The following is a 24610-nucleotide window of genomic DNA, read 5'->3' as shown; positions in this document are numbered from 1 at the left end:
TTATCGTTTTTGATTAAGATTATTAAATACAAAAATTATTAGTTTTTATAAAAAAAAATATTTTATATATCTAAATTAAAAATCATCACTTCCTGTTGTGCCCTGGGTAGCAGATTTTCCTATTGTGTTTCCTGTTGAATTTTCTGTTGAGCTTCCCGATTTATTGAGATCTTTAGTTTTTCTTGACGCTAGCACACCTTCTGGTGACCACATTTTTATAGCAACACAATCAGTAGCATTATAACGAGGGTCTTTTATAGCATACTCTCCTAAAGACTCAGAGATAAAATTTTGTATTTCAGCTTGTCCCTTAATAACATTTCGATAATCTTTTCCTTGAATAGATCTTTGAAGTTTTTGACCTTGTCTTTCAAAATCTTGGTGTTTACTAATTTCATTTTGTAATTTTGAGTACATAACATTTTCTTTTGAAAACATAACAATTTGCTGATCTGCCTTTAGACCAGCCTGTTCGCAAGCTTGTCCTAAAGCGTCTTTACGTTCTTCGAATAATGGTGAAGCATGACCAAATCCAACAATAACTCTACTTCCATTTTCATTAACATACATTTGTGCTCCAAAAGATTGTAATAATTTATTTGGATCGCTTAATGGTAATTGATCTTCTATAGGTTTTTTTGGAGTCCCTTTTGGAACGTAATCTAAGTTTCCTGAATAAATTGAGTCTGCAAGTGCGTTCAATTTTGGACTCCATAATCCAATTACAGTGAATTGAGCCCTATCACCAGGATCAGCTTCTTCAAAAACTGTCCATGCTTGAAATCCACCAATCATTGATTGAGAAGTAGCTGTATAAAAACTTCTTAATTCATCAGACATTACAACTTTCTCTGCAATTTCTTTCTTTTTTTGATCTGAAGCAGCAGGATCATATCCCTCATTTTTCATTGCAGAGTCCAATTTTAAGCTAATTAATTTTTTTAATTTTTTGAAACTATTTGTATCAACACCAACTGCATTATTTATAGCGTCTTCGGCTATAGTATCTGGCATTGTATTTTGTAAAGAAATGGCTTCTATTGATGTTTTTATAATTTCTCCTTGTACTAATTTTACATATTCTGCTTTAGCTTTTTGCATTGCTGTTCTAAACGCATTGTATCTTGCATCATGAATTTCTTGAGTATTTGCTGTTGTGGTAACTGAACCCTGTCCAATAGTTATAAAAAGATGAGATCCATCCGCTCTTTTGTTTAACCCTACCCTAAATCCTTTATCTTTAATGAATTTTTTTGCAGCATTTTGAGGTATTGAAACAAATTTTGCACCGCCTGAAGATTGAGGATTCAAGTCAGGATTATCTTCTGCGAAAGAATTATTCGATATAAATAAAGATAAAGATATAAAAAGTATTAAATATTTAATTTTTTTTACCATTCTTGATCAATCGCTTTTTTTTTCTTTTTTGTTTTACCTGAGCTCTTATTTTTTTTAACTTTTTTAATTGGTTTTACCATAAATTTTCTAGGCTTAAAATCCCCTATTAAATCATATTTTTGTTCAGAAATTTGAGCAACTGAAAATTTAGAATTACTGTCTATTATAATAGCGTTTCCAACAATCTTTTCAATATTTCCAAGTGTTTCTCCTGTATAGGAATCTTTTATTTTGCTATCTGTTCTCTCATAGATTGCAAACATGTCTCCCACTTTTATTTGATTTCCGCCCTGTCCTAAATATAGAAGATCATCTTCAATTTTTTCAACAAGTATAGGGTAAATTGCGTACATTATTTCTAAACCTGCCTTTTGAGCAGTTAAATTAAATAAATATGGAATTGGCTGATTTTGTTTTTTTAATTCAACTTCTAAATTTACTTTTGATGAATACTTTATTTGACCAGTTGGAACATCTATAATTCTGTAGCTAAAATTTAAAGAACCAAATTTCTTTTTCAATACAACATCAGAGGTTAAAAATTTTTTCTCCACTTCTTCGAGTGCCAAAAAGTCAAGTCGCCCAACTATTATATAATCAGCAAATAACTTTTGACCTATTTTTATCTGATCTTCAATTTTCTGAGAATTTTCTAAATTCATTAGTTCTTCACTTATTTCTTTATCAAATTCACGATCTAAAATTGTAAATTTTCTAGTTTGTACAAAATAATTAGTAAATTCTTGATTTAAATATTTTCTAAGATTGTCTGCATCATCAAATCCTGTTTTTCCAAAAATAGAGATTTCATTTAAATTAATTCTAAAAGGAACAATTGCCATTCTTTTTCTTTTTGCAGTTTTAGATAATTTATATTTTGCAACAGTAGCTCTTATTTCAATAACCTGTAATCCATTAAAATCTTCATACTCATTCAAAATCTCAAATGATTTTATTGATCCTCCTGACTTTTCAGAAATTTTTTCATTTAAGTTTCTTCCAAGTGAAGCAGTAGAACTTTCATTTGTTGTTAAACTTTTGTCAATTATTTCTAAAACAGACTCAGTTTTTAAAGTTACACCATTAACTTTTGTAATAGCTTCTTTTAAGGCTTTTTTTAATGAAACTTCATAGGTCTCAGATTTTCCTTTAGCTTTGACATCAACATAGGAAATTTCAGCATATGAAAAATTTAAAATAAAAAATACAAATATATTTAATATTAAAATTTTAAACATAATTAATTATTTATTAACAACTATTAAAGATCACCTAAAGCTTTTGTGGCATCATTTGCACCTTTAACATCCCTGCTTTTTGCTCCTGACACAATAAGTCGTCCAACAGTAGTTGCACTTTTAACATACTTAGGAATTTTAGGTAGTACTTTTACAAAATCACCTAATTTTAAAGCAGCCAATTTATCTGCTTTAATAGTATTCAATAAATTTTTAGCTTCAGGTGGTAACTTAATTGTACCAAGTAGACCTGTAATTGCATGTGGTAAAGCTTTAGCATAATGAACTTTTGCTTCAGTACTATTTGCTGCTTCTTTTGTAAGAGCCCCTTCAATAGCAGTGGAATTATCAGAGACTGAATTAAAGGCATTAGTTAGTCTTTTGCCCTCTTTATTTTTAGTGTTTTTAACAAAGTCAATAGATTTTCTAGTCTTACCAGCTTCATCATTCATCTCTAAAGCATTAAAAAGGTGATATTGAGCTTCCATATATTCTAAGGCAAATTCGAAAAATATTTTTGTAAATTGAGTCTTTGTATCATCTAAACTCATTCCATTAGATGAAGATTTTCCTAATTTGGGTAATTTTAATTCCAATGCATTAGCTGAGTTAATTGAAAAAAAAACTAATAAAGAAATTAAAGTAAAATTTCTAATGTATTTAAACATAAATACTCCTTTTTTTTATTAACAAAAATAAAAATTCATTAAACTTAACTAATTTTCAAAAAACAGTCAAAATTAATTAAGCCAAAAATAGGCTTAATTTATTTAGTTTTGACTTGAAAATTAAAAATAACTAGGATTATAATTAATATTAAAAAGTCTTAAAACATATTTACACAATGATAAGATATATAATCTTATTTACTTTTTTTATTATTTCTAAAGTGCATGGAACTTCAAGCGTTATTTATGGAGGTTTTTCATACGGATCTATCTTACCTGAATCAACAATTACGAAATATATTCATGATAGATCAAGTGGTCAATCAATAATTGATGAGGTTTTATTAAAGAGTACAAAAAAATTAAAAAACAAAAGTTTTCAAATATCTTTTGATTTATTAAAAGATGGTTTGAGTGAGAAAGATCAAAATGTTTTAGTTTTATCCTTAGATAATGAAACAATAAATTTTATAACTATTAAAGGAGATAATTTAACAAGAACAGATATTATTTTAAATTTTCAAATTATTTTTTTTAATTCAAAAAATAATACTCTCACAGCATCAATTCCATTAGAGGTTTCTAAAGTTCTAAATAGCGCTTCACCATTATCAAAAAAACAACTTATTCAAGAATTAAAGAAAATGTATGAAAATGAAGTAGTACAAAATTTTTTTGATCTTGCAAATAATTTTATTCTTAAAAATAAATACAATAACAGAATCGGAATAACAAAAATTATATTAGAAGAAAATGCTGAAAACCTAATCTCTAAAAAATCAAAAAAAAATGATATATTTAATAAAAATAGATTTGCTAAATCTCTGAGTTCATTTTTGTCTTACAATAATAATATTGCTATTGTCCCCTATGGAGAAGATAGAACTTCAAATACTATAATGTTGACATTTGAAAACACACAAAGACAAATTAGATTACCTAATCCTGATTATCATATTCATTTAACAATAAGAGGATTTAAGAGTGTTTTATTTAAAGAGGGTAATATAGATGAGCAATGGATATATGGAAGTTATGTAAAAATCAAAATATTTCAACCAGATTTGAATAAAGTATATTTTGAGGAAAAATTTAAAAATGGCTTAAATATTGAATTTTCAAAAAGGGCAACAAAAAATAAAGAGTCATTTGAATGGATTTTTTATTTAGATAGTTTAAAAGTACTATTTGATGAATTTAGTAAACAAACAATTAAAATAAACAAAAATTGGTTAAAAAGTTCTAGTGACAATAAAAAGATTAAAAAATTATTTACCAAAGTAAGTCAAATATATGAAAAATGTAAATAGTAAAATTATATCTCTAATAATAATTATTTTATTTTCTTTTTTAAGTAATGGGATTGCAGTTGAATTCAGGGGTGTAGCTGTAGAAAACTATTCAGGTGTTTATACTAAGAAAAAAGTAAACAAGACTTTAGATATTGCTAAAGTTAAAGCATGCAAGAATGCATTTAGAAAATACATCCAAGAAATGGAAGAATCTAAAAGAATGATCTTTGTCAGCATTGAAGATCAAATATATTCAAAATTATCTAATTATATGGTTTGTGAAACAGTTGTTGAGGAAAATATAGATAAGAAAAAAAAAAGAGTTGAAATTGTTATGAAAGCAAACATAGATGAAACTAGATTGGATATTGAAATCAAAAAAAACTCGAAAGTTTTTGACTCAAAAAGTAGTGAAAAATCAAAGTTAGCAATGATATTTTTTTCAAGAACTGTAGCGGCACAAAGACAATACGATGAAAAAGTTACTAAAGTTGAAAAAAAAACAAAAGGTATTGATATAAATGAAGAAGAAACTGATACTGAAATTTCATCATCAACAACAGAAACAAATGTAACAGAATCAGGTGGTAGTAAACTTAAAAAAGCTGATATTAGCGAATATATTGTCGATGATAACGATACTGTGAAACTTGAAGCTGGTATGAAAGAAATTTTTACTAAAGCAAGATTTGAACCTCTCTCGGGACCTAGACTGGTAAGAAAGAGTTGGAGAAGTTTAAAAAAAGAAATTGTTAACTCACTCGAAAATGGTGGCTCAATACCAGAAGAAGTCAGATGGGAAATAGAAGATATTTTGATGGAAAAAAATGTAAGTTATGTGGTTTTTGCTTATTTTGATGTTGGTGTTCCAGAATTTAATGCTAGCAACGGAAGCCAATCTGTAAATGTTGCTTTAGTAATTGCAGAAATAGTAAGGTTGGGAAATGGAGATCCAGTAAGTCTTGGAACAATATCTAATGTACAAGGTAAACAGACAGGCTCAAATAATGATATTGCGAAAAATAATGCTTTAAATTTTGTTTCAGAGAAAACAGCAAGAGAATTAGTGGCTTTAATTAATAGCAAAGGAATAAATTAAAATGAAAAAAATTTTTTCATTATTATTTTTGATAATATTGTTTAATGGCTGTGCAATAAATAAAAAATTTGAAAAAGAAACTTGTCAAGAAATTAATGGTTTATTTACAAAAGCTGTAAGTTGTCTTGAATTAAAGTTTTTAAAAATTAATCCAAAAAAATATGAAAAATATGAAACTACGCATAACTTAATTCTTGAAGCTTTAGCTGATCAAATTTATGAAAACAGAATTAACAACGTGCAAGCTTGGGAAATTTATGACGATATTATGTTGGATTTTAATAAATCCAAAAATAAAGATGAATTTCTAATGTCTGTACTTGCTAGATATAATTAATGTCAAAAAATATTAATCGTATATGGTTAATATTATTAATCTTCAATTTAATACCTAACAATTTAATAGCTGCATCTTTAGAAAATATTAATGATGGAGCTACTAAAATTATTAATGATGGAGCTAGTAAAATTATTAATTCACTATCTATTGAAACTTCTATTAAAGGTAAAAAGCTTAAGAAATTTTTTAAAAATAGTACTTATGATTTATCATTAGATGGTTCAATTAGAAAATATCAATTTAAAGAAAAAGAGTATCAAGTATTTATAAATGAACAACTTCATGAGACGGGAGAATGGAAGGTTTATGGATTACTCAAAAATCAAATACGATTAAAACCAAGTAATGCTTCAAAATCTTATTATTTCAAAAAAATTAAAGGAAAAAATAAAATTTACCATTTTAATAAATTACCTAGTAGTCAAGACGCAAAAAAAACAACAGTTAAAATATTTTCTTCAAATTCAATAAACAATGTTACTGTAGAAAAAAAAGAAATAAAAAAGGAGGAAAAAAAAATAGTTAAGAAAATTGATAATTCTAAAACTAAAAAAAAAAGAAAACTAATAAAAAAGTTAGTAAAAAAAAAGCCAAAAAAAAAGCAAAAAAATCTAAATCTAAAGCAAAATATAAATTTGTTGAACTTACAAAAAATCAGATAAAAGAACTTAATAAATATGAAAAAGACTCAGAAAATATTAAGATAATTAAATCAGAAGATAATTATATTCATACCACAAAAAGAGGTAAAGAAGGAATGCAAACTGCTCAATATGTTGCTGCAGAGCATTGTGCAAAAAATAACCTATTTGCATACTCATTTAAAGATAGTGGTTATGGAGAGTGGTACGAGCCACCATTTAAGAGAGCTAAATATTTTTACTGCACAGATCAATTAATTTTTGTTAACCCATTTACTACAAAAGAAGTTAATTGGACTAACTATGAAAAAGAAAGTTACTTTAAATTTCCAGAGAAGCATTTATTTTTATACAGAAAGATGTCTAGAACTTATCAAAAATTGTTTGAAAAAGAAAAAAAGAATAATCCTAAAAAATTTAAAATGACACCTTTTAAAATAGTTTATAAAGATGAGAATTCAATACACATTAAAGGTTCACCTCTTGGTGATTTGAATAGAGAAAGATATCTAGCTAACGAGCACTGCTCTCAATATAATAAAAATTATTATTTCTTTATAGATGGTTTGCAACAAGGAAATTTTGGTTCAATAAGATTTCAATGTAGTGATAAGCATTTAGCCTCTAACCCTCTTTCAGGAGAACCTTTACAATTTGCATCAGGTAGTGAAAATTATTCACCATCATCTACTGGGCAATCAAATTTAGATGCATCTCAAATGCTAAAATATAATTCTACCAGCAAAACAACTTATCAATTTTTTGAAGCATCAGATAATTTAATGAAATCACTCGAGTTTCTATATAGGGCATATGATAAAAATGTAGAAGCTGACAAATTAAAGGCTCAAATAAATTATAATCGTGAAAGTAAGTATTCTGAGCAAGATAAATTGAGCTCAACTGTTGCTTTAATGGATGACTCATCTATAGAAATTAATGCCAAAATCACTGATGAAAGCATAATATTATCAGATGAAGGAAGAATTTATTTCCAGCAATCACTTCCATACGCATATAATGCAGCACAAAGTTCTTACAATTTAGTTATGACTATCAAGGAAACATTCGAAAAAGGAACGCAAGGTGGAGATTCATTTCTTCAATATGCAAATGAATTTATAGGTTTTTTTACCATTGCAAAAGATTTACCTAAATTAGCAAACGATATTTTTACAACTTCTAAACTTGTTTTTAGTGCAGCTAAAACTAAAAAAATTAAAGATAAAGGTAATTTAGGTGATGCATTAGACGAATTAGAGCTATCTTAATAATGCTAAAGTTAATGATTAAAAAAATTTTAATTTGTATTATATTTCTATCTTATTTAAACATCTCATCAAATTCAATAGCATCAACAGAGATAGAAGTTCCAGCAGATAAAAAAAGAATTTATAAATATATATGTGATCCAAATAAAGCTGAATATTATTGGGGCAAAACTAAAGATAATATGAAATTAAGTAGATATGAGGATGCTCCATACGAGAAATATCAAAGCTCAAGAGGTTATGGGCAAGTAGAAGGTACCGGATCGTTATGGGATGTAACAGAAATAGATTTTAGCGAAGGATATATTTATATATCTGGATCAATTCAATATGACGCAAATAGTAATGGTAAATTAGATACGATGCCTTATGCGAGCAGATGGAAAATAAAGTCTAATGATAAATCTAGAGGTACTTATGTTGTGGAGTCTGAATACAACATACAAAATGAAATTGTTATGGAGGTAAAATATACAAAAAATTCACTTGAGTCTATATTAGAAAATGTATGGTTAGCTCAAATGGGTGTAGGTCCAAAATATTGGGAAAAATATATAAATCAATGTATTCAAACTGAATACTTTGTTGACAAAAACTCAGGCGAGAAATTAATTGAAGTTTACAGCAAACAAAAACCTATAACAAAAAAAGCAGAAAGAGATCTCTATGCAAGTGGTGTACAAGATTCATACCAAGCACAAACAAATTCATTGTTTGAAGATGTGAATCAACAAGTATTAAAAGAAATGGGTGCAGTTGAAAATCAAATTACAGGTATGTCTAAAAATATAAATAAAGATATAAATTTAAAAACTGAAAGTCAGAAATTTGTAAACGAAGTTAGCAAAGACCAATTAAAAGAATATAAAGCTACAAGTGTGATAACCTACTATTTCTTTGAGTCTCAAGCTAATTATTTAGCTTCTTTAGAGCTATTATATAGAGCTTATGACAAAAATACAGAAGCCGATAAAATGAAAGCTCAATTAAGTTACTTGAAAGAAAGTAAAAGTAGCGAAAATAAAAGATTAAAATCTACAACAAAGATAATTAATCAAGCCAGTAAAGATCTGGTAAAAGAAATCAATAATCAAGATATAAAACTTTCAGAAGAGTCTAAATTGTTCTATCAAAAATCATTACCATTTGTTTTTAAAGCAACTGAATATGGGTATAAAGTTTTTGTTGTTAGTTCTACAGTGGGTGGAAATATAGCAAATTCAAATGATAAAATAGGCTCAATACTTTTAAATTTTAATGAAATTATAGGTTTTGCCTCAATAATTCCTAAAATTCCAAGTTATGTAAAAACTGTTGGTAGTACTGCAAAATTAATTTTTTCTGGTGCAAAAACTAGAAAAATTAAAGACGATGATAATCTAAGTGACGCATTAGATGAATTAGACTTATCCGCTTAATCTATTTAAATTTTTTCATAACATTATTAAGTGCTTTAATGTCTTTTTTAATTTTATTCTTAGTAGCTTGCTTCAACCATTTTTTATCCTGTTTAATAATATTTTTAGAAAAATTATCAAATAATATTTCTAAATTATAATAATATTTTCTCCAGTCATTTACATCTAACTGATCTTTTGGTATTTTTATTTTGGTAACCCCTCTTAATGCTTCATTGAAATAAACTTTATTTAAATCTGGTTGAAAAATTTTTAAATCAATAAATGATCCATAAAGATAAAGATCTTGAGACGCCGACGATTTAGCTAATACTTTTTTAAAACCTTTGAGATTAATATCTATATGATAGTCTGGTTTTGGTAATTTTATTGAATAAATTTCATCAGTTTGAACAAATACTAATTTCATTTTATTTCCAATACTTTGACCCTCTAGATATGGAACTAGAGCAATATTATGATGTGTCGATAACCATTTTGAAAGTGTTTGTGCAATAAGATTTTTTATTGATTTTTGATTATTTATAGAACCAATAGGCATTACATCATAGGCCCTATCTTCAATAGTAACATTTGTTACACCGATTCTAAGGTCGTATTTTCTTTTAACGTTAAATCCGCTTATTATTTCACCTAGTTTGTTAAAAGGGTCATCATTTAAATAAAAATCTTTAATACGATTTAATATTTCTTTTTTATCTAATTTATTATTGGATAGCATTTGAATTTCAAAATCAAATGGTATTGCTGCTATTAAACTTTTATCAGAAAAATCATAAAATAGAATTTGAAAATAAGCATCGTAAAAAGCACTATATTTACCTGTAGCAGAATTAAATTCCTCAGTGAATTCTTCATGTTGTAAAGTTACAGACAAGACTATTGCTTCATCGGGATATTTATCAAAATCTAAGAGATTTTTTGTATCAAGATCTATGTGATCAAATTTTGTTTTTTTTATTGATTGTAATAGTTTGTTTGAGATTATATCCATTCCAGTATTTGGATCTCTTTTTTTAATTAAATCTGCAGTATATTTGACATAACTCTTATTTGAGTCGTATGTATTAGAAAAAGAAAAACCTGAATAAAAAACTTTTATTTTATTATCTGACGCTGAGGACCAACTGGCATAAAAACATATAAAGAACAATATTAATGATAATTTTTTTTTCATAACTTAGTTGTTTATGATAAATTAAATTTAAAGTTTTTTCTTTAGTATCTCATTTATCAATTGAGGATTAGCTTTACCGCTTGATGCCTTCATTGCCTGGCCAACAAAAAAACCAAATAATTTTTCTTTTCCATTTTTGTATTCAACAGCCTTTTCTCTATTATCGTCAATTATTTTATCTATTAAAGCTTCTAGCGCTTTAGGGTCGCTCTCTTGTTTTAATCCTTTTTCTTCAACAATTATTTGTGGATCTTTATCACCATCCATCATTAGTTCGAATATTGTCTTAGCAATTTTACCAGAAATTGTTCCATTTTTAATTAAATTAACAAGCTTTGCTAAGTTTTTTGCACTAATCGGGCTTTGGGATATCTCTAAATTTTTATTATTTAAAATAGCAAATAATTCCCCTGTAATCCAATTAACTGCTAATTTAATATCTTTATTTTTTCCCATTTTTGCAACAACTTCCTCAAAGTATTTTGCGGTATCGATATCAGAAACTAATATTGTCGCTTCATAAGAAGAGACTTTAAATTCTTCAATAAATCTTTTCTTTTTATCGTCTGGTAATTCTGGAATATCTGATTTGAGATTTTCTATAAATTCATCAGTTACTTCTAATGGTAATAAATCTGGATCTGGAAAATATCTATAATCGTGAGCATCTTCTTTAGATCTCATTGATCTTGTTTCATTTTTTTTTGTATCAAATAATCTTGTTTCTTGGTCTATTGATTTGCCCTCTTCTATTAAATCAACTTGTCTATTTGCCTCATAATCAATTGCCATTTGCATAAATTTGATAGAATTAACATTTTTAATTTCGCAACGTGTTCCAAGTTCTTTTGAGCCTTTTAATCTTACTGAAACATTTACATCAGCTCTTAAAGAACCCTCTTGCATATTACCATCACAAGTATCTAAATATCTCATTATAGATCTTAGCTTTTTAATATAAGCACTTACCTCATCAGGAGTTCTTAAGTCTGGTTTACTAACTATTTCCATCAAAGCTACACCTGATCTATTTAGATCTACTAGTGTATTTTGTGGGTCAATATCATGAATACTTTTCCCTGCATCTTGTTCTAAATGAAGTCTTTCAATACCAACTTCTTTTTGCCCATTGGGCATATCAAGAACAACAGTCCCCTCTCCTACTATAGGGTATTTAAATTGGGAAATTTGATAACCTTGAGGTAAATCAGCATAAAAATAATTTTTTCTGTCAAAAACCGATCTCTTATTAATTTGAGCCCTTAAACCAATTCCTGTTTTTATTGCCTGTTTTACACAATATTCATTGATTACAGGTAACATTCCAGGAAATGCCGCATCAACCAAACTTACTTGAGTGTTAGGTTCAGCACCAAACTTTGTCGAGGAGGATGAAAATAGTTTTGATTTTGAAGTCACTTGTGCATGCACCTCCAACCCAATAACAACTTCATAAACATTGTCATATCTTTCAATTAAATATTCTGAATTATCTTTAGACATTATTTAATCCACCAATCAGTAATTTTATTTTTAAAATTAATCTTATCTTCCATTGCGTATGCTAGGTTTAATATTTCTTGTTCTTTAAATGCTTTGCCAATAATTTGTAATCCTAAAGGATATCCTGAAGTATCATGACCAGCTGGAATTGAAATGGCAGGTAATCCTGCCAAGTTGACAGGTACAGTGAAAATATCATTTAAATACATTGAAACAGGATCATCTTTTTTTTCACCAATTTTAAATGCTGAGCTAGGTGTTGATGGAGTTAAAATTGCATCTACTTTTTTATAAGCTTCATCAAAATCATTTTTAATTAATTTTCTAACTTTTTGTGCTTTAAGGTAATAAGCATCATAATATCCAGATGACAAAACATACGTACCAATCATTATTCTTCGTTGCACCTCATCACCAAAACCTTCCGATCTTGTTTTTTCATACATATCAATCAAATTTTCACCTTTGGCTCTAAAACCATATTTAACACCGTCGTATCTTGCTAAATTTGAAGAAGCTTCTGCAGGTGCAACTATATAATATGTTGGTAAAGCGTAACTAGTATGAGGTAATGAAATATCAATTATCTCTGCGCCACAATCTTTTGCATACTCAATTCCTTTTTGCCATAACTCTTCAATCTCCTTAGGCATGCCCTCTACTCTATATTCTTTAGGTATTCCTATTTTTTTCCCTTTAATATCTTTGGTTAAGTCTTTGCTATATTCATTTCTTTTAAAATCTATTGATGTAGAATCTTTGTGATCATAAGAACTAATTACCTCCTGTAACAATGCACAATCTTTAACATTTTGAGCCATTGGTCCCGCTTGGTCTAGTGAAGATGCAAAGGCAACTATTCCATACCTAGAACAGCTTCCATAGGTGGGTTTTAACCCGACTGTGCCAGTAAAGGATGCTGGTTGTCTAATTGAACCACCAGTATCTGTTCCTATAGTGATCGGTGTCAGTTGACCACTTACGGCAGCTGCCGATCCTCCAGATGATCCACCTGGTACCAATCCTTTATCAATAGGGTTTTGCACATTTCCATAAAAACTTGTTTCATTAGAAGAACCCATGGCAAATTCATCACAGTTTAATTTACCAAGTAAGATTGCACCTTCGTTCCAAATATTTTGAGTAACTGTAGATTCATAAGTTGGAATAAAATTTTCTAAAATTTTACTTCCTGCTGTAGTTCTAATATTTTCGGTGCAAAAAAGATCTTTAATTGCCATTGGAATTCCTGGAAGTTTTAAATCAAGATTTGGCTTTACATCAAATTTTTTTGCTTTTTCGATAGCATTTGAAAAATCTTCTGAAATATAAGAATTTAATTCTTTTGATTTTTCTGAACGTTCTACGAATGCTTTAGTAACATCTTCTGATGATAGTTTTTTTTCTTTAATATTTTTGACTAATGATGTTAATGATTGAGAGGTTATATCAGACATCATTCAACAACTTTCGGAACTACAAAAAAATCTTCGTTATCTTCTGGAGAATTTTTTATAATCTGTTCTCTTATATTTTGATCTTTTACTTCATCAGATCTAAATTTTAAAGTTGTTTCAGCCACAGATGTTAATGGCTCAACCTTATCAGTATTTAATTCATTCAATTTTTCAATAAATTTGAAAATTGAGCTCAAATCACCTGCAAGTTTTTCAGCTTTTTGCTTATCAACTGAAATTCTTGACAGTTTAGAAATGTGCTTTATTGTTTTAAGATCAATGCTCATATGATATTTAAATATGCTGCAAACTATCACTTAAGTTAAAAATATACAATATGATCACTATTGAAGATTTAAAAAAAAAGCAGTCTGAACCCTCTAGATTAATTGGATTAGATCTTGGCTCTAAAAGAATTGGTGTGTCCATCTGTGATGAAAGACAATCTATTTCAACCCCCTTTAAAACTATTAATAAAACAAACACGAATGAATTAATTGCCCAATTAAAGGAGATAATTAGCGAATATAACATTAAGGGAATAGTAATTGGAAATCCAATTAATATGGATGGCTCTTTAGGAAGATCTGCTCAATCAGTAAATGATGTATCAAATAATATTGATCAAGCGATAGATGTAAATGTTTGCCTATGGGATGAAAGGCTTTCTACTGTAGGTGCATTTAATATATCCAGTCAACTAGATGTAAATGTTAGCAAAAGAGAAAAGAATATAGATCAAAATGCAGCAGCGTTCATACTCCAAGGTGCGATCGATTTTTTAAATAATTAATTCTTGCCATAATGGTACTTTATAGTTATAGAGTTAGTTTTAATGGCAATTAAATCAAACAGAGCTATTAAAATTTCCCAAAAACATTTGTTAGGTATCCAAGATTTATCAATTAATGACGTTAATTTGATTTTAGATGAGTCACAGACATTTATTAAGCTTAATCAAAGTAAGAATAAAAGATTAAATGTATTAAATGGTAAAACCCAAATTAATCTTTTTTTTGAACCGTCTACCAGAACACAAAGCTCATTTGAGTTAGCAGGTAAAAGATTGGGTGCCGATGTAATGTCCATGAATATGGGAAATTCTGCAATTAAAAAAGGTGAAACTTTAATTGATACCGCTATGACTTTAAACGCTATGCATCCTGATATAATTGTTATTAGACACCAAGACTCTGGAGCATGTAACCTATTATCACAAAAAGTTAATTGTGCTGTATTAAATGCGGGTGATGGCAGAAGAGAACACCCTACTCAAGCACTTTTAGATGCTTTAACAATTATTAATCGAAAAAAAAAAATTGAAGGTCTTAAAATTGCAATTTGTGGTGACATACTTCATTCAAGAGTTGCAAGATCAAACATTTATTTACTAACAATGCTTGGTGCAGAAGTAAATATTATTGCTCCATCAAATTTAATGCCAAAAGAAATAGAAAAATTTGGTGTTAATACATTTACAGATATGAACAAGGGTCTAAAAGATTGTGACATAGTAATGATGTTGAGATTACAGAATGAAAGAATGACAGGTTCGTTTCTTTCTTCTAACCGTGAATACTATGAATATTATGGCCTAACACCAGATAAAATGGATCACGCAAAACCAGATGCAATCATAATGCACCCCGGGCCAATGAACAGAGGTATTGAAATTGATACAAGATTAGCGGACGATATTAACAAAAGTGTAATTAAAGAACAGGTAGAACTTGGTGTGGCTGTGAGAATGGCTTGTTTAAAAATTTTTTGTGAATAAATGAAAAAACAATATTTTATAAATGCAAATATAATTGACCCATACAATTCATTAAATGAAAATGGAGGCTTAATTATTGGTGAAGATGGTAAAATTGAAGCTATAGGCAAAAAAGTAAATACCAACAATTTGCCAACAAGAGAAAAACTAATAGATTTAAAAGGTAAATATATATTTCCTGGGCTTGTAGATATGAGAGTATTTGTTGGTGAGCCTGGCTATGAATACAAGGAAAATTTTAGAACCCTGAGCAATGCAGCATTATCAGGTGGTGTAACATCAGTTGTTACAATGCCTAACACAGATCCAATTATAGATAATGTATCAATAGTAGATTTTTTGAAAAGAAGAGGGAGAGATAAATCAAAAATAAATATATTTCCTTGTGCTTCACTAACTCAAAATACAGAAGGTACAAATATGACTGAATTTGGTCTACTAGCAAACAAAGGTATAATTGGTTTTACAGATGGAGTGAGAACTATTCAAAATACAAGTTTGATGTCCAAGATAATGAATTCAGCTAAAGATTTAGGATGCCTCATAATGCAACATACTGAAGATTATCACCTCTCAAAAAATGGGATGATTAATTCTGGTATAATAGCCACCAAACTTGGTTTATCAGGGATACCAGATATTGCTGAAAGAATTATAATTGAAAGAGATTTAACTTTACTTGAAAATGCAAAATGTAGATATCACATATCACAAATTTCATCTGCAAAATCAGTGGATGTAATTAAAGAAAGAAAAAACAACATTAAGTTTACATGTGGTGTCTCAATTAATAATCTCTCTTTGAATGAAAATGATATTGGAGACTTCAAAACATTTTTAAAATTATCACCACCTTTAAGAAAAGAAGAAGATAGAGAGGCTCTTGTTCAAGGATTAAAAGATAAAATTATAGATGTAATTGTTTCTGATCACAAACCAGAGGATGAAGAGTTTAAAAGATTAACTTTTTCTCAAGCAGCAACAGGTGCTTCTGGTATAGAAACGCTTTTATCATTAAGTCTTGAACTTTATCATAATGGATCTGTTAAACTTGAGACAATAATCCAAGCTTTAACATCCAATCCAGCAAAAATTTTAGGTATTAACAAAGGAAATCTTTCAATAGGAAATGATGCTGACTTTTGTGTAGTTGATTTAGATAAACCATGGATTGTAAAAAAAGAAAATTTAGTTTCAAAATCTAAAAATACTTCAATAGAAGATAAAAAACTTCAAGGTAAAGTAACTAATACATTTGTAAAAGGTAAAGAATTATTTAAAATATAATAATGGAACATTTTACAATAGGTATAATCTCATATCTTATGGGATCTATTCCATTTGGTTTTGTTTTAACAAAAATTTTTTTAAAAAAAGATATTAGAGATATAGGTTCTGGTAATATAGGTGCTACCAACGCATTACGAACTGGCAATAAACTTATAGGATATGCAACACTTATATTGGACATATCTAAAGCAATAATTCCTGTTATTTATGTCAAAATTAATTTTCCAGAATTGATATTTATAGCTTCATTATGTGCCTTTTTAGGTCATGTATTTCCAGTATGGCTTAAGTTTAAGGGTGGAAAAGGTGTTGCTACATATGTTGGAATTTTATTTTCTATAGATATCTTATTAGGAGGAATTTTCACAACAAGCTGGATGATTATATTTATCTTAACTAAGTACTCATCATTGTCGTCAATCATTGGGGCTTTATCCATACCAGCGTACCTTTTGCTCGCGGGACAAAGTAATAATGTAGTTTTTTTTATAATAATGTTTGTTTTGATCTTTTTTACACATAGAGAAAATATCAAACGACTGAAAAATAAAGAGGAAAGTAAGACTAAAATTTATTAATTTGACTATCAAACTCTTTTGAGTAGTTTGTTAAATTATGAATCTAGTCATAGTTGAAAGTCCAGCTAAAGCAAAAACAATAAATAAATATCTAGGTAACAACTACACTGTTTTAGCAAGTTATGGTCATATAAGAGATTTACCCTCTAAAAATGGATCTGTAGATCCTGATCAAAATTTTAAAATGGAATGGGAAGTTGATAGTTTTTCAAAAAAATATTTAAAAGAAATTACTGATGCTGCAAAAGATTCTTCAAAAATTATTCTAGCAACCGACCCTGATCGTGAAGGTGAAGCTATTGCTTGGCATGTTAAGGAATATTTGAATGAAAAAAAACTTCTAAAAGATAAAGAAGTAGAACGTGTTGTATTTAATGAAATTACAAAAAAAGCTGTGACACATGGAATTGAAAATCCACGTCAAATTGAACCTTTGTTGGTGGATGCTTATATGGCAAGAAGAGCTTTAGATTATTTGGTTGGTTTTAACATATCTCCTATTCTATGGACTAAATTACCCGGATCAAAATCAGCTGGAAGAGTTCAGTCTGTAGCTTTAAAACTTATTACAGAAAGAGAGCATGAAATTGAGTCTTTTGATCCAGAGGAATTTTGGACTTTAACTATAAATTTTCAAGATAATAAAAAAAAATTAATTAGCACAAGTATATCTCAACTTAATGGAAATAAAATTGAAAAATTTTCATTTAGAAATAAAGCTGAAATCGATAAGGCAATTGAAAATATTAAAGATAAAAAATTTGATATTAGTGATATTTCATCAAAGATAGTTAACAGAAACCCTTCTGGTCCATTCACAACTTCTACCCTTCAACAGGTAGCATCTAGTAGATTGGGTTTTGGAGCTTCAAGAACAATGCAAATTGCCCAGAGACTATATCAGGGAATTGAGATTGATGGTGAAACTATAGGTTTAATAACATATATGAGGACAGACGGTACAAACTTATCAGCTGATGCAATTACAGATTTTAGAGAATTTATTAAAAATGAATACGGTAAAGAATACCTTCCAGAAAATCCTTTAAATTATTCTGGAAAAAAAGCTAAAAATGCACAAGAAGCTCATGAGGCTATAAGACCTACAGACATAAATAGATCGCCTGAGTCAGTTAAAAAATATTTAAGTACTGATCAACAAAAACTCTACAATTTAATTTGGGGAAGAGCACTATCATCTCAAATGGAGACTGCTAAATTTGATCGAAGCACAATAACAATTACTTCCAATGATGGTAATACAATATGTAAAACTAGTGGTTCTGTTTTAAAATTTGATGGTTATTTAAAAGTATTTCCAAGCCCTAGTAAAGATGATGATGAAGCAATCTTGCCAGAAATGTCCAAAGGTCCAATAAATATAGAAGCTTTTTTTGATGAACAACATTTCACACAACCACCACCTAGATACTCTGAGGCAAGTATTGTAAAAAAATTAGAGGAATTAGGGATTGGAAGACCGTCAACATACGCAAGTATAATATCAACAATTGCTAATCGTGGTTATGCTGAAATTATTAATAAGAGATTTTTTCCAACTGATCGTGGAAAATTAATTTCTGCGTTTTTAGAAAAATTATTCTCAAAATATGTAGATTATAATTTTACTGCAGGTTTAGAAGAACAATTAGATGATATAACAACAGGAAAAGAAAGTTGGATAAAAGTTTTAGAAATGTTTTGGAAAGATTTTAATAATAATGTTTCTCAAGTTAAAGAAAAAAGAACTAGAGAAGTTTTAGATCTATTGAATGATAGTCTTGGAACACTAATTTTTGACAAAGACACTGATGGTAAAGTTGTCAGAAAATGCCAGCTTTGTGAAACAGGCTCTCTAAGTTTAAAAAACAGTTTTAGGGGAGGTGCTTTTATTGGATGTTCTAATTATCCTGAATGTAAATTTACAAGGCCTTTATCTAAAGTAAAAGCAGCTGCTCAAGCACAATTAGCTGAGCCAAAATTTATAGGTAAGCATGAAAATGGAAACGATATTTACCTAAAAAATGGAAGATTTGGTCCTTATTTACAATATGAAAAAATTCTTGAAAAAACTGTGGAAGAAAAACCAACTAAGAAAAAAAAGAAGACCAAGAAAGTGAAAGCTGATGTTAATGAACTTTTAAAAAATGTTTCAATACCTAAAGGTTTAGAATTAGAGAATATTGATTTAGAAAAAGCCCAATTTTTATGCTCACTACCAAAATCTCTTGGAATAAATCCTGAAAACCAAAAAGACATTACACTTAATACTGGAAGATTTGGCCCTTACTTAAAGTGTGAAAATAAATCTGCTAGAATAGAAAATTTGGAAGAAATATTTTCGATAGGTTTAAATAGAGCTATTACTTTGATAGCTGAAGCTAAACCTGGAAGAATGTCTGCATCAATTATAAAAGATTTAGGTGAGCATCCAGAAGATAAAAAACCAGTTAGAGTTATGAAGGGTCAGTATGGACCATATATTAAATATAAATCGCTAAATGCAACTATACCGGAAGAAAAAGATCCTACTGAACTTACAATGGAGGAGGCTTTAATCCTTATTGAGAAAAGAAAAGAATACGATAAAACAAAGAAAACAAAAAAAAGAAAAAAGGTAAAAAAATGAATTACAATGATAAAATTAAAGAATTAAAAATTGAATTACCTGAAGCTAAAGCACCAGTTGGCTCTTATGTAGCAACTAAGATTTCAGGAAATTTACTTTATGTTTCAGGTCAAATTTCAATGAATTCAAATGGGGAATTGATTAAAGGTAAAGTTGGCAAAGACTTAACTACAGAGGAAGCCTACAAAGCTGCTGAAAGATGTGGATTAAGTATTGTTGCTCAAGTTAAAAATGCATGTAATGGAGATCTTTCAAAAGTAAAATCCTGCATTAAATTAACAGGTTTTGTCAATTCAACAGAAGATTACATCGAACAACCAAAAGTAATTAATGGGGCGTCAGATTTAATAGCTTCAATTTTTGGTGATGCTGGAATGCATACTCGAGCTGCTGTAAGCACTAACAGTCTACCTCTTGGTGTATCTGTAGAAGTGGATGCAATTTTTGAATTAAATTAGATTATCTGCCGATACCAAAATAATCAATTTTTAATTTTTTCATTTTAGTTGGTGAATAAATATTTCTCATATCAAAGACTTTAAATTTATTTTTCTTAACAATTTTTTTAAAGTTTAATAATTTGAAATCATTCCATTCAGTGTGAAGGACAATAAGATCGCTGTTAAAACAAGCAGATTTTATATCATTATAATATTCAACATTTTTTAATTTTTTAAATTCATGTTTTTCACCTGAAGGATCGTAATAACGGATATTAGAATTTTTTTTGTTCAAATATTTTATCATTGGTATACTTGAAGCTTCACGCATATCATCTGTATTCGGTTTAAATGTAACACCTAAAAAAGTAATAGTTTTATTTTTTAATTTACCATGAAGTATTTCTTCTAATCTCTTAGTTAATAAAAGTTTTCTATTATTATTTGAAGAGACAACACTTTTGACAATTGTTAAATCAGTTTTAAATTGATTTGCAGTGTCAATTAATGCTCTTGTATCTTTGGGGAAGCATGATCCCCCATATGCTGGTCCAGCTCTTAAAAATCTTTCTCCTATTCTAAGATCCGAACCCATACCTTGAGATATATCTTTAATATCAACACCAGCCTTTTCACATAAATTTGCCAATTCGTTAATATAAGATATTTTTGTTGCTAAAAAAGCGTTAGAAGCATATTTAATTAATTCAGCACCTTTCCTAGATGTATTAAAATACCTGCTACTTTTTTTAATAATCGGCATGTATAAAGATTTCATTTTAATATTGGCTTTTTTGCTATCAGTTCCAATAATTACTCTATCAGGGTAAGAAAAATCGCTAATAGCCTCTCCTTCTCTTAAAAATTCTGGATTTGATACTATATCAACAAGTTTCTTTCTTTTTAGTTTAATTAGAATTTTTTCGATTTTATCACCTGTTGTTACAGGAACAGTGGATTTCGTAACTATTACTTTATATTTAGATATAATCTTTTTTAGTTGATGAACAACTTTGAAAACATTTTTTAGATCAGCTGAATTAGTATTTTTCTTAGTTGGTGTACCCACACAAATAAATATAATGTCAGAATTAGCTACTGCTTTATTTAAATCAGAGGTGAAAATTAATCTTTTCTGCTTAGAATTTCTTTTTAAAATTTCTTCTAAACCAGGTTCATAAATTGGAACAATTCCTTTATTTAATAAATCTATTTTATTTTTGTCTTTATCAACACAATAAACAGTATTACCTAAATCTGAAAAGCATACACCGCTTACAAGACCAACATAGCCTGTGCCAATCATGCATAATTTCATAGCTTGTTGATTTCCAAAGTTGAGTTGATATATCCATTCATAGTACCGCAATCTAAATATTTTCCAGAAAAATTATGAGCTATAAATTTTTCATTATCATTAATTAATGCTTGGATGGCATCTGTAATGTGTATTTCTCCACCTTTACTAGGTTTTGTTGTTTTTAGTTTAGTAAAAATTGATCTTGGTAAAATATATCTTCCTATTACAGCTTTATTAGAAGGCGCATTCTTTAAGTCTGGTTTTTCAATTACATCACTTATTAAATAATCAGTTTTGTTTAATTTTTTATCTAATTTATAAATGCCCCACCTTGAAACTGATTTTTTATTAACACTCATACTTGCCATCACAGATGATTTATACCTTTTGTGTGAGCTAATCATAGATTTGGAACAGTTTTTTTTAATTATAAGGTCATCTGGTAGTAACATTAAGAAGTATTTATCTTTGATTAATTTTTTGGTTTTAAGAACTGCATCACCTGTTCCTTTTGGTTTATTCTGGTAGACAAATTTAATCATTTTTCTAAATCTTAAAATTTTTTTATATTCCTCAATAACACGTGGGTCTTTTTTCTTTTTAATTAAATCTTTATAAAATTTATCATTGTAAAAATATTTTTTAATCATCATCTTTCTTTTTGATATAATAAAAATTATTTCTTTAATGCCAGCATCAATACATTCATTTATGATATATTCTAATCCTGGTTTTCCATTGATAGGTAAAAGTTCTTTTGCAAAAACACTAGTTAAAGGTAGCAGTCGTGTACCTAATCCAGCCAAAGGAATAATAGCTTGTTTAATCATTTAAATGTTTTACTTATTAAATATTTTAATACAAATGAAAATTATATTAAATAATAGTATTTTACGTAAAACATTAGGGCCTTTTAATGATATTGGTTTTGTGCCTACAATGGGAGGTATTCATGAAGGACATATTTCTTTAATTGAAAAATCGATCAAATCTAACAAAAAAACTCTAGTAAGTATTTTTGTAAATCCAAAGCAATTTAATGACATTAAAGATTTTAAATCTTACCCTTCTAATATCAAGAATGATTTAACTATTTTAAAGAAAATTAAAAAGTTAGATTTTATTTATATTCCAAAATTCAAAGACATTTACGAAGATAAAAAAAAATCACAAATAAAAATTAAAAGAAAAGATAAAATACTTTGTGCTAAATATAGAATAGGACATTTTGAAGGTGTTTTAGATGTAATGAATAGATTAACCACATTAATTAAACCCAAAAAAATATTTATGGGGAAAAAAGATTTTCAACAATTATATCTAGTAAAAAATTTTATTGAAAAAAAATTTAATATTAAGGTAATTGGATGTAAAACTGTCAGAAATAAAAATAAATTAGCATTATCTTCAAGAAATTTATTATTTAATAAACAAGAGCTCAATGAAGTTGAAAAAATTTCAAAAACCTTTTTAAATTTGAGAAATAAGACTAAAAGTATAAATAATATTAATAGATTTTTACAAAAATTAAAAAAAGATTTAGAGAGATTTTTTAATATTAAAATTGAATATTTAGAAAATAGAAATATAAAAAACCTAACTATTTCAAATAAATACCTGAAATCTAAAATATTCGTTAGTTATTATTATAAAGGTATTAGGTTAATTGATAATTTTTAAATTTATAAAAAATAGGCACCAACACCTAAGAATGATACAAAACCTATCACATCAGTAATTGTTGTTACAAATACACTAGAAGCAATGGCAGGATCAATATTCATCTTTTTTAAAGTTACTGGAACTAAAATTCCAAATAGTCCAGCTATTATCATGGTTAAGATCATTGAAATTGAAATTATAATTGAAAGTGTATTATCTTGGAACCAAATTTGAACAACAAAAGCACTTATAGCTGCAAATATAATTCCATTTAAAATTCCAATAGTGAATTCTTTTAAAACATTTGATGAAAAATTATTCTCTGTTAAATCATTGGTCGCTATTGTTCTAACAGTCACAGCTAAGGTTTGCATCCCTGCATTGCCACCCATAGATGCAACTATTGGCATCAAAAATGCTAACACAACCATTTGTTCAATCGTTGCACCAAATAAACTAATACACCAAGTTGCCAAAAAAGCTGTGAATAAATTTAACAAAAGCCAATTAAATCTTCTTCTTGTTTTGGTTATTACGCCATCTGTAATTTCCTCGTCACCTACCCCTGCCAATCTCAAGGCATCTTCCTCAGCTTCTTCTTTTAGGACAGTCAAGACGTCATCACTCATAATCATCCCAACTAACTTATTGTTTTTATCTACAACGGCAGCTGAATTTAAATTATAGTTTTCAAATAAATTACCAACCTCTTCTTTATCCATATCTACTGGTATTAATAATTGAGATTCGGACATGATTGAAAGCATTTTAGTATCTCTTGAAGTGGTTAATACACGAGATGAAGGAACTGTTCCAATTGGTTTAAACTCCTCATTAATAATAAAAATTTCTAAAAATTCCTCAGGGAGATCTTTATTTTCTCTTAAATAGTCAATTGTTTGACCTACAGACCAATTACTTGGTATAGCTGTAAATTCACGTTGCATTATTCTTGCAGCCGTATCTTCCGGATAACTTAAGCTCTCTAAAAGAGCAAAACGATCTTTAGGTGGCAATGAACTAAGAATAGTATTTTTTTCTTCCTCAGGTACATTTTCTAAAATTGATATTGCATCATCAGACTCAAGATTAGTTAATATCGAAACTATTGAGTCAGATGAAAGATAGGTAATAATTTCTGTTTGAATAGACTCATTAAGTTCTACAAACACCTCAGGATCAATATTAAAATTATTAAGTTTAATTAAACTCTCTCTATCTGATTGATTTAAATGCTCAATAATATCAGCAGCATCTGCTGGGTGCATTTCTTTAAAAGAATTAGTAATGAAAAGAGCGTCATTATTTGCAATTTTTGACGTTACAACTTTTATGTATTCTTTATTAAATTCAAAATTTACTTTTTTATCTTTTATTTTTTTAACTAAAGACATAAATCCACCTATAATTTAGGTTGGACTATTAATAGATA

Annotated in this window: 23 protein-coding genes; 13 read left to right on the top strand and 10 right to left on the bottom strand. The window is 28.2% G+C overall.

Annotated features, from left to right (window positions below; genetic code table 11):
- Positions 1-75 precede the first annotated feature (75 nt).
- Genes ACIJYH_RS02900 through ACIJYH_RS02890 form a run of 3 tightly spaced genes read right to left on the bottom strand, consistent with a single transcriptional unit; the run spans position 76 to position 3304 of the window.
- Positions 76-1398, bottom strand: a complete 1323-nt coding sequence (locus ACIJYH_RS02900) for a hypothetical protein (RefSeq protein WP_435163870.1) — start codon at positions 1396-1398, stop codon at positions 76-78.
- Positions 1392-2636 (bottom strand): hypothetical protein, encoded by a 1245-nt coding sequence (locus ACIJYH_RS02895; protein ID WP_435163868.1) that lies wholly within the window; start codon positions 2634-2636, stop codon positions 1392-1394. Before ACIJYH_RS02895 ends, ACIJYH_RS02900 begins: the two co-directional genes overlap by 7 nt.
- A 23-nt stretch (positions 2637-2659) precedes the next feature.
- Entirely contained in the window at positions 2660-3304 is a 645-nt protein-coding gene (locus ACIJYH_RS02890) for a hypothetical protein (protein ID WP_435163865.1), read from the bottom strand.
- 176 nt (positions 3305-3480) lie between these two features.
- Between ACIJYH_RS02890 and ACIJYH_RS02885 the strand changes: the two genes are divergently transcribed.
- From ACIJYH_RS02885 to ACIJYH_RS02860, 6 genes are all read left to right on the top strand, one after another.
- On the top strand, positions 3481-4614 hold the full coding sequence (locus ACIJYH_RS02885; RefSeq protein WP_435163863.1) for a hypothetical protein: 1134 nt from the start codon (positions 3481-3483) through the stop codon (positions 4612-4614).
- Positions 4598-5695: a hypothetical protein gene (locus ACIJYH_RS02880; RefSeq protein WP_435163861.1), complete on the top strand. Its 1098-nt coding sequence runs from the start codon at positions 4598-4600 to the stop codon at positions 5693-5695. The genes ACIJYH_RS02885 and ACIJYH_RS02880 overlap by 17 nt, the downstream gene beginning before the upstream one ends.
- A 1-nt stretch (position 5696) precedes the next feature.
- Positions 5697-6032: a hypothetical protein gene (locus ACIJYH_RS02875; protein ID WP_435163858.1), complete on the top strand. Its 336-nt coding sequence runs from the start codon at positions 5697-5699 to the stop codon at positions 6030-6032.
- Positions 6032-6697 carry a hypothetical protein gene (locus ACIJYH_RS02870; RefSeq protein WP_435163855.1) on the top strand — a complete coding sequence of 222 codons (666 nt, stop codon included), beginning with the start codon at positions 6032-6034 and terminating at the stop codon, positions 6695-6697. Before ACIJYH_RS02875 ends, ACIJYH_RS02870 begins: the two co-directional genes overlap by 1 nt.
- Positions 6698-6792: 95 nt before the next feature.
- On the top strand, positions 6793-7947 hold the full coding sequence (locus ACIJYH_RS02865; protein WP_435163852.1) for a hypothetical protein: 1155 nt from the start codon (positions 6793-6795) through the stop codon (positions 7945-7947).
- Positions 7948-7961: 14 nt separating this feature from the next.
- A complete protein-coding gene (locus tag ACIJYH_RS02860) occupies positions 7962-9365 on the top strand; it encodes a hypothetical protein (protein WP_435163849.1) in 1404 nt (467 codons plus the stop codon).
- A gap of 1 nt (position 9366) precedes the next feature.
- Here ACIJYH_RS02860 and ACIJYH_RS02855 read toward each other — a convergent pair whose 3' ends face one another.
- The 4 genes from ACIJYH_RS02855 to gatC are packed head-to-tail and all read right to left on the bottom strand — an operon-like array spanning position 9367 to position 13789.
- Entirely contained in the window at positions 9367-10542 is a 1176-nt protein-coding gene (locus ACIJYH_RS02855) for a hypothetical protein (RefSeq protein WP_435163847.1), read from the bottom strand.
- A 27-nt stretch (positions 10543-10569) separates the two neighbouring features.
- Positions 10570-12045, bottom strand: a complete 1476-nt coding sequence (gene gatB, locus ACIJYH_RS02850) for an Asp-tRNA(Asn)/Glu-tRNA(Gln) amidotransferase subunit GatB (RefSeq protein ID WP_435163844.1) — start codon at positions 12043-12045, stop codon at positions 10570-10572.
- The gene (gatA, locus tag ACIJYH_RS02845) at positions 12045-13502 is read right to left on the bottom strand and encodes an Asp-tRNA(Asn)/Glu-tRNA(Gln) amidotransferase subunit GatA (RefSeq protein ID WP_435164241.1); all 1458 of its coding nucleotides are present in this window, start codon (positions 13500-13502) and stop codon (positions 12045-12047) included. Before gatA ends, gatB begins: the two co-directional genes overlap by 1 nt.
- Positions 13502-13789 carry an Asp-tRNA(Asn)/Glu-tRNA(Gln) amidotransferase subunit GatC gene (gene gatC / locus ACIJYH_RS02840; protein ID WP_435163841.1) on the bottom strand — a complete coding sequence of 96 codons (288 nt, stop codon included), beginning with the start codon at positions 13787-13789 and terminating at the stop codon, positions 13502-13504. Before gatC ends, gatA begins: the two co-directional genes overlap by 1 nt.
- Before the next feature lie 50 nt (positions 13790-13839).
- On the opposite strand from gatC, the gene ruvX reads away from it, so the two are divergent.
- The 6 genes from ruvX to ACIJYH_RS02810 are packed head-to-tail and all read left to right on the top strand — an operon-like array spanning position 13840 to position 20234.
- Positions 13840-14295, top strand: a complete 456-nt coding sequence (ruvX, locus tag ACIJYH_RS02835) for a Holliday junction resolvase RuvX (RefSeq protein WP_435163838.1) — start codon at positions 13840-13842, stop codon at positions 14293-14295.
- 42 nt (positions 14296-14337) lie between these two features.
- Complete coding sequence (locus ACIJYH_RS02830) at positions 14338-15279, top strand: aspartate carbamoyltransferase catalytic subunit (protein ID WP_435163835.1); 942 nt, start codon at positions 14338-14340, stop codon at positions 15277-15279.
- Entirely contained in the window at positions 15280-16566 is a 1287-nt protein-coding gene (gene pyrC, locus ACIJYH_RS02825) for a dihydroorotase (RefSeq protein WP_435163833.1), read from the top strand.
- Positions 16567-16568: 2 nt separating this feature from the next.
- Positions 16569-17147 (top strand): glycerol-3-phosphate 1-O-acyltransferase PlsY, encoded by a 579-nt coding sequence (plsY, locus tag ACIJYH_RS02820; RefSeq protein WP_435163830.1) that lies wholly within the window; start codon positions 16569-16571, stop codon positions 17145-17147.
- 37 nt (positions 17148-17184) lie between these two features.
- Complete coding sequence (topA, locus tag ACIJYH_RS02815; protein ID WP_435163827.1) at positions 17185-19776, top strand: type I DNA topoisomerase; 2592 nt, start codon at positions 17185-17187, stop codon at positions 19774-19776.
- Positions 19773-20234: a RidA family protein gene (locus ACIJYH_RS02810; protein ID WP_435163825.1), complete on the top strand. Its 462-nt coding sequence runs from the start codon at positions 19773-19775 to the stop codon at positions 20232-20234. Before topA ends, ACIJYH_RS02810 begins: the two co-directional genes overlap by 4 nt.
- A gap of 1 nt (position 20235) precedes the next feature.
- Here ACIJYH_RS02810 and ACIJYH_RS02805 read toward each other — a convergent pair whose 3' ends face one another.
- Positions 20236-21534, bottom strand: a complete 1299-nt coding sequence (locus ACIJYH_RS02805; RefSeq protein WP_435163824.1) for a UDP-glucose dehydrogenase family protein — start codon at positions 21532-21534, stop codon at positions 20236-20238.
- Entirely contained in the window at positions 21531-22346 is an 816-nt protein-coding gene (locus tag ACIJYH_RS02800) for a sugar phosphate nucleotidyltransferase (RefSeq protein ID WP_435089002.1), read from the bottom strand. Before ACIJYH_RS02800 ends, ACIJYH_RS02805 begins: the two co-directional genes overlap by 4 nt.
- Before the next feature lie 4 nt (positions 22347-22350).
- On the opposite strand from ACIJYH_RS02800, the gene ACIJYH_RS02795 reads away from it, so the two are divergent.
- On the top strand, positions 22351-23196 hold the full coding sequence (locus ACIJYH_RS02795; RefSeq protein ID WP_435163821.1) for a pantoate--beta-alanine ligase: 846 nt from the start codon (positions 22351-22353) through the stop codon (positions 23194-23196).
- 2 nt (positions 23197-23198) lie between these two features.
- Here ACIJYH_RS02795 and mgtE read toward each other — a convergent pair whose 3' ends face one another.
- The gene (gene mgtE / locus ACIJYH_RS02790; protein WP_435163818.1) at positions 23199-24572 is read right to left on the bottom strand and encodes a magnesium transporter; all 1374 of its coding nucleotides are present in this window, start codon (positions 24570-24572) and stop codon (positions 23199-23201) included.
- Positions 24573-24610 lie beyond the last annotated feature (38 nt).

It is taken from the genome of Candidatus Pelagibacter bacterium nBUS_25 (assembly GCF_051200975.1).
Classification (GTDB): domain Bacteria; phylum Pseudomonadota; class Alphaproteobacteria; order Pelagibacterales; family Pelagibacteraceae; genus Pelagibacter.
The sequence above is the reverse complement of the archived record's forward strand: the minus strand, read 5'-3'. Positions and strand labels throughout refer to the sequence as shown.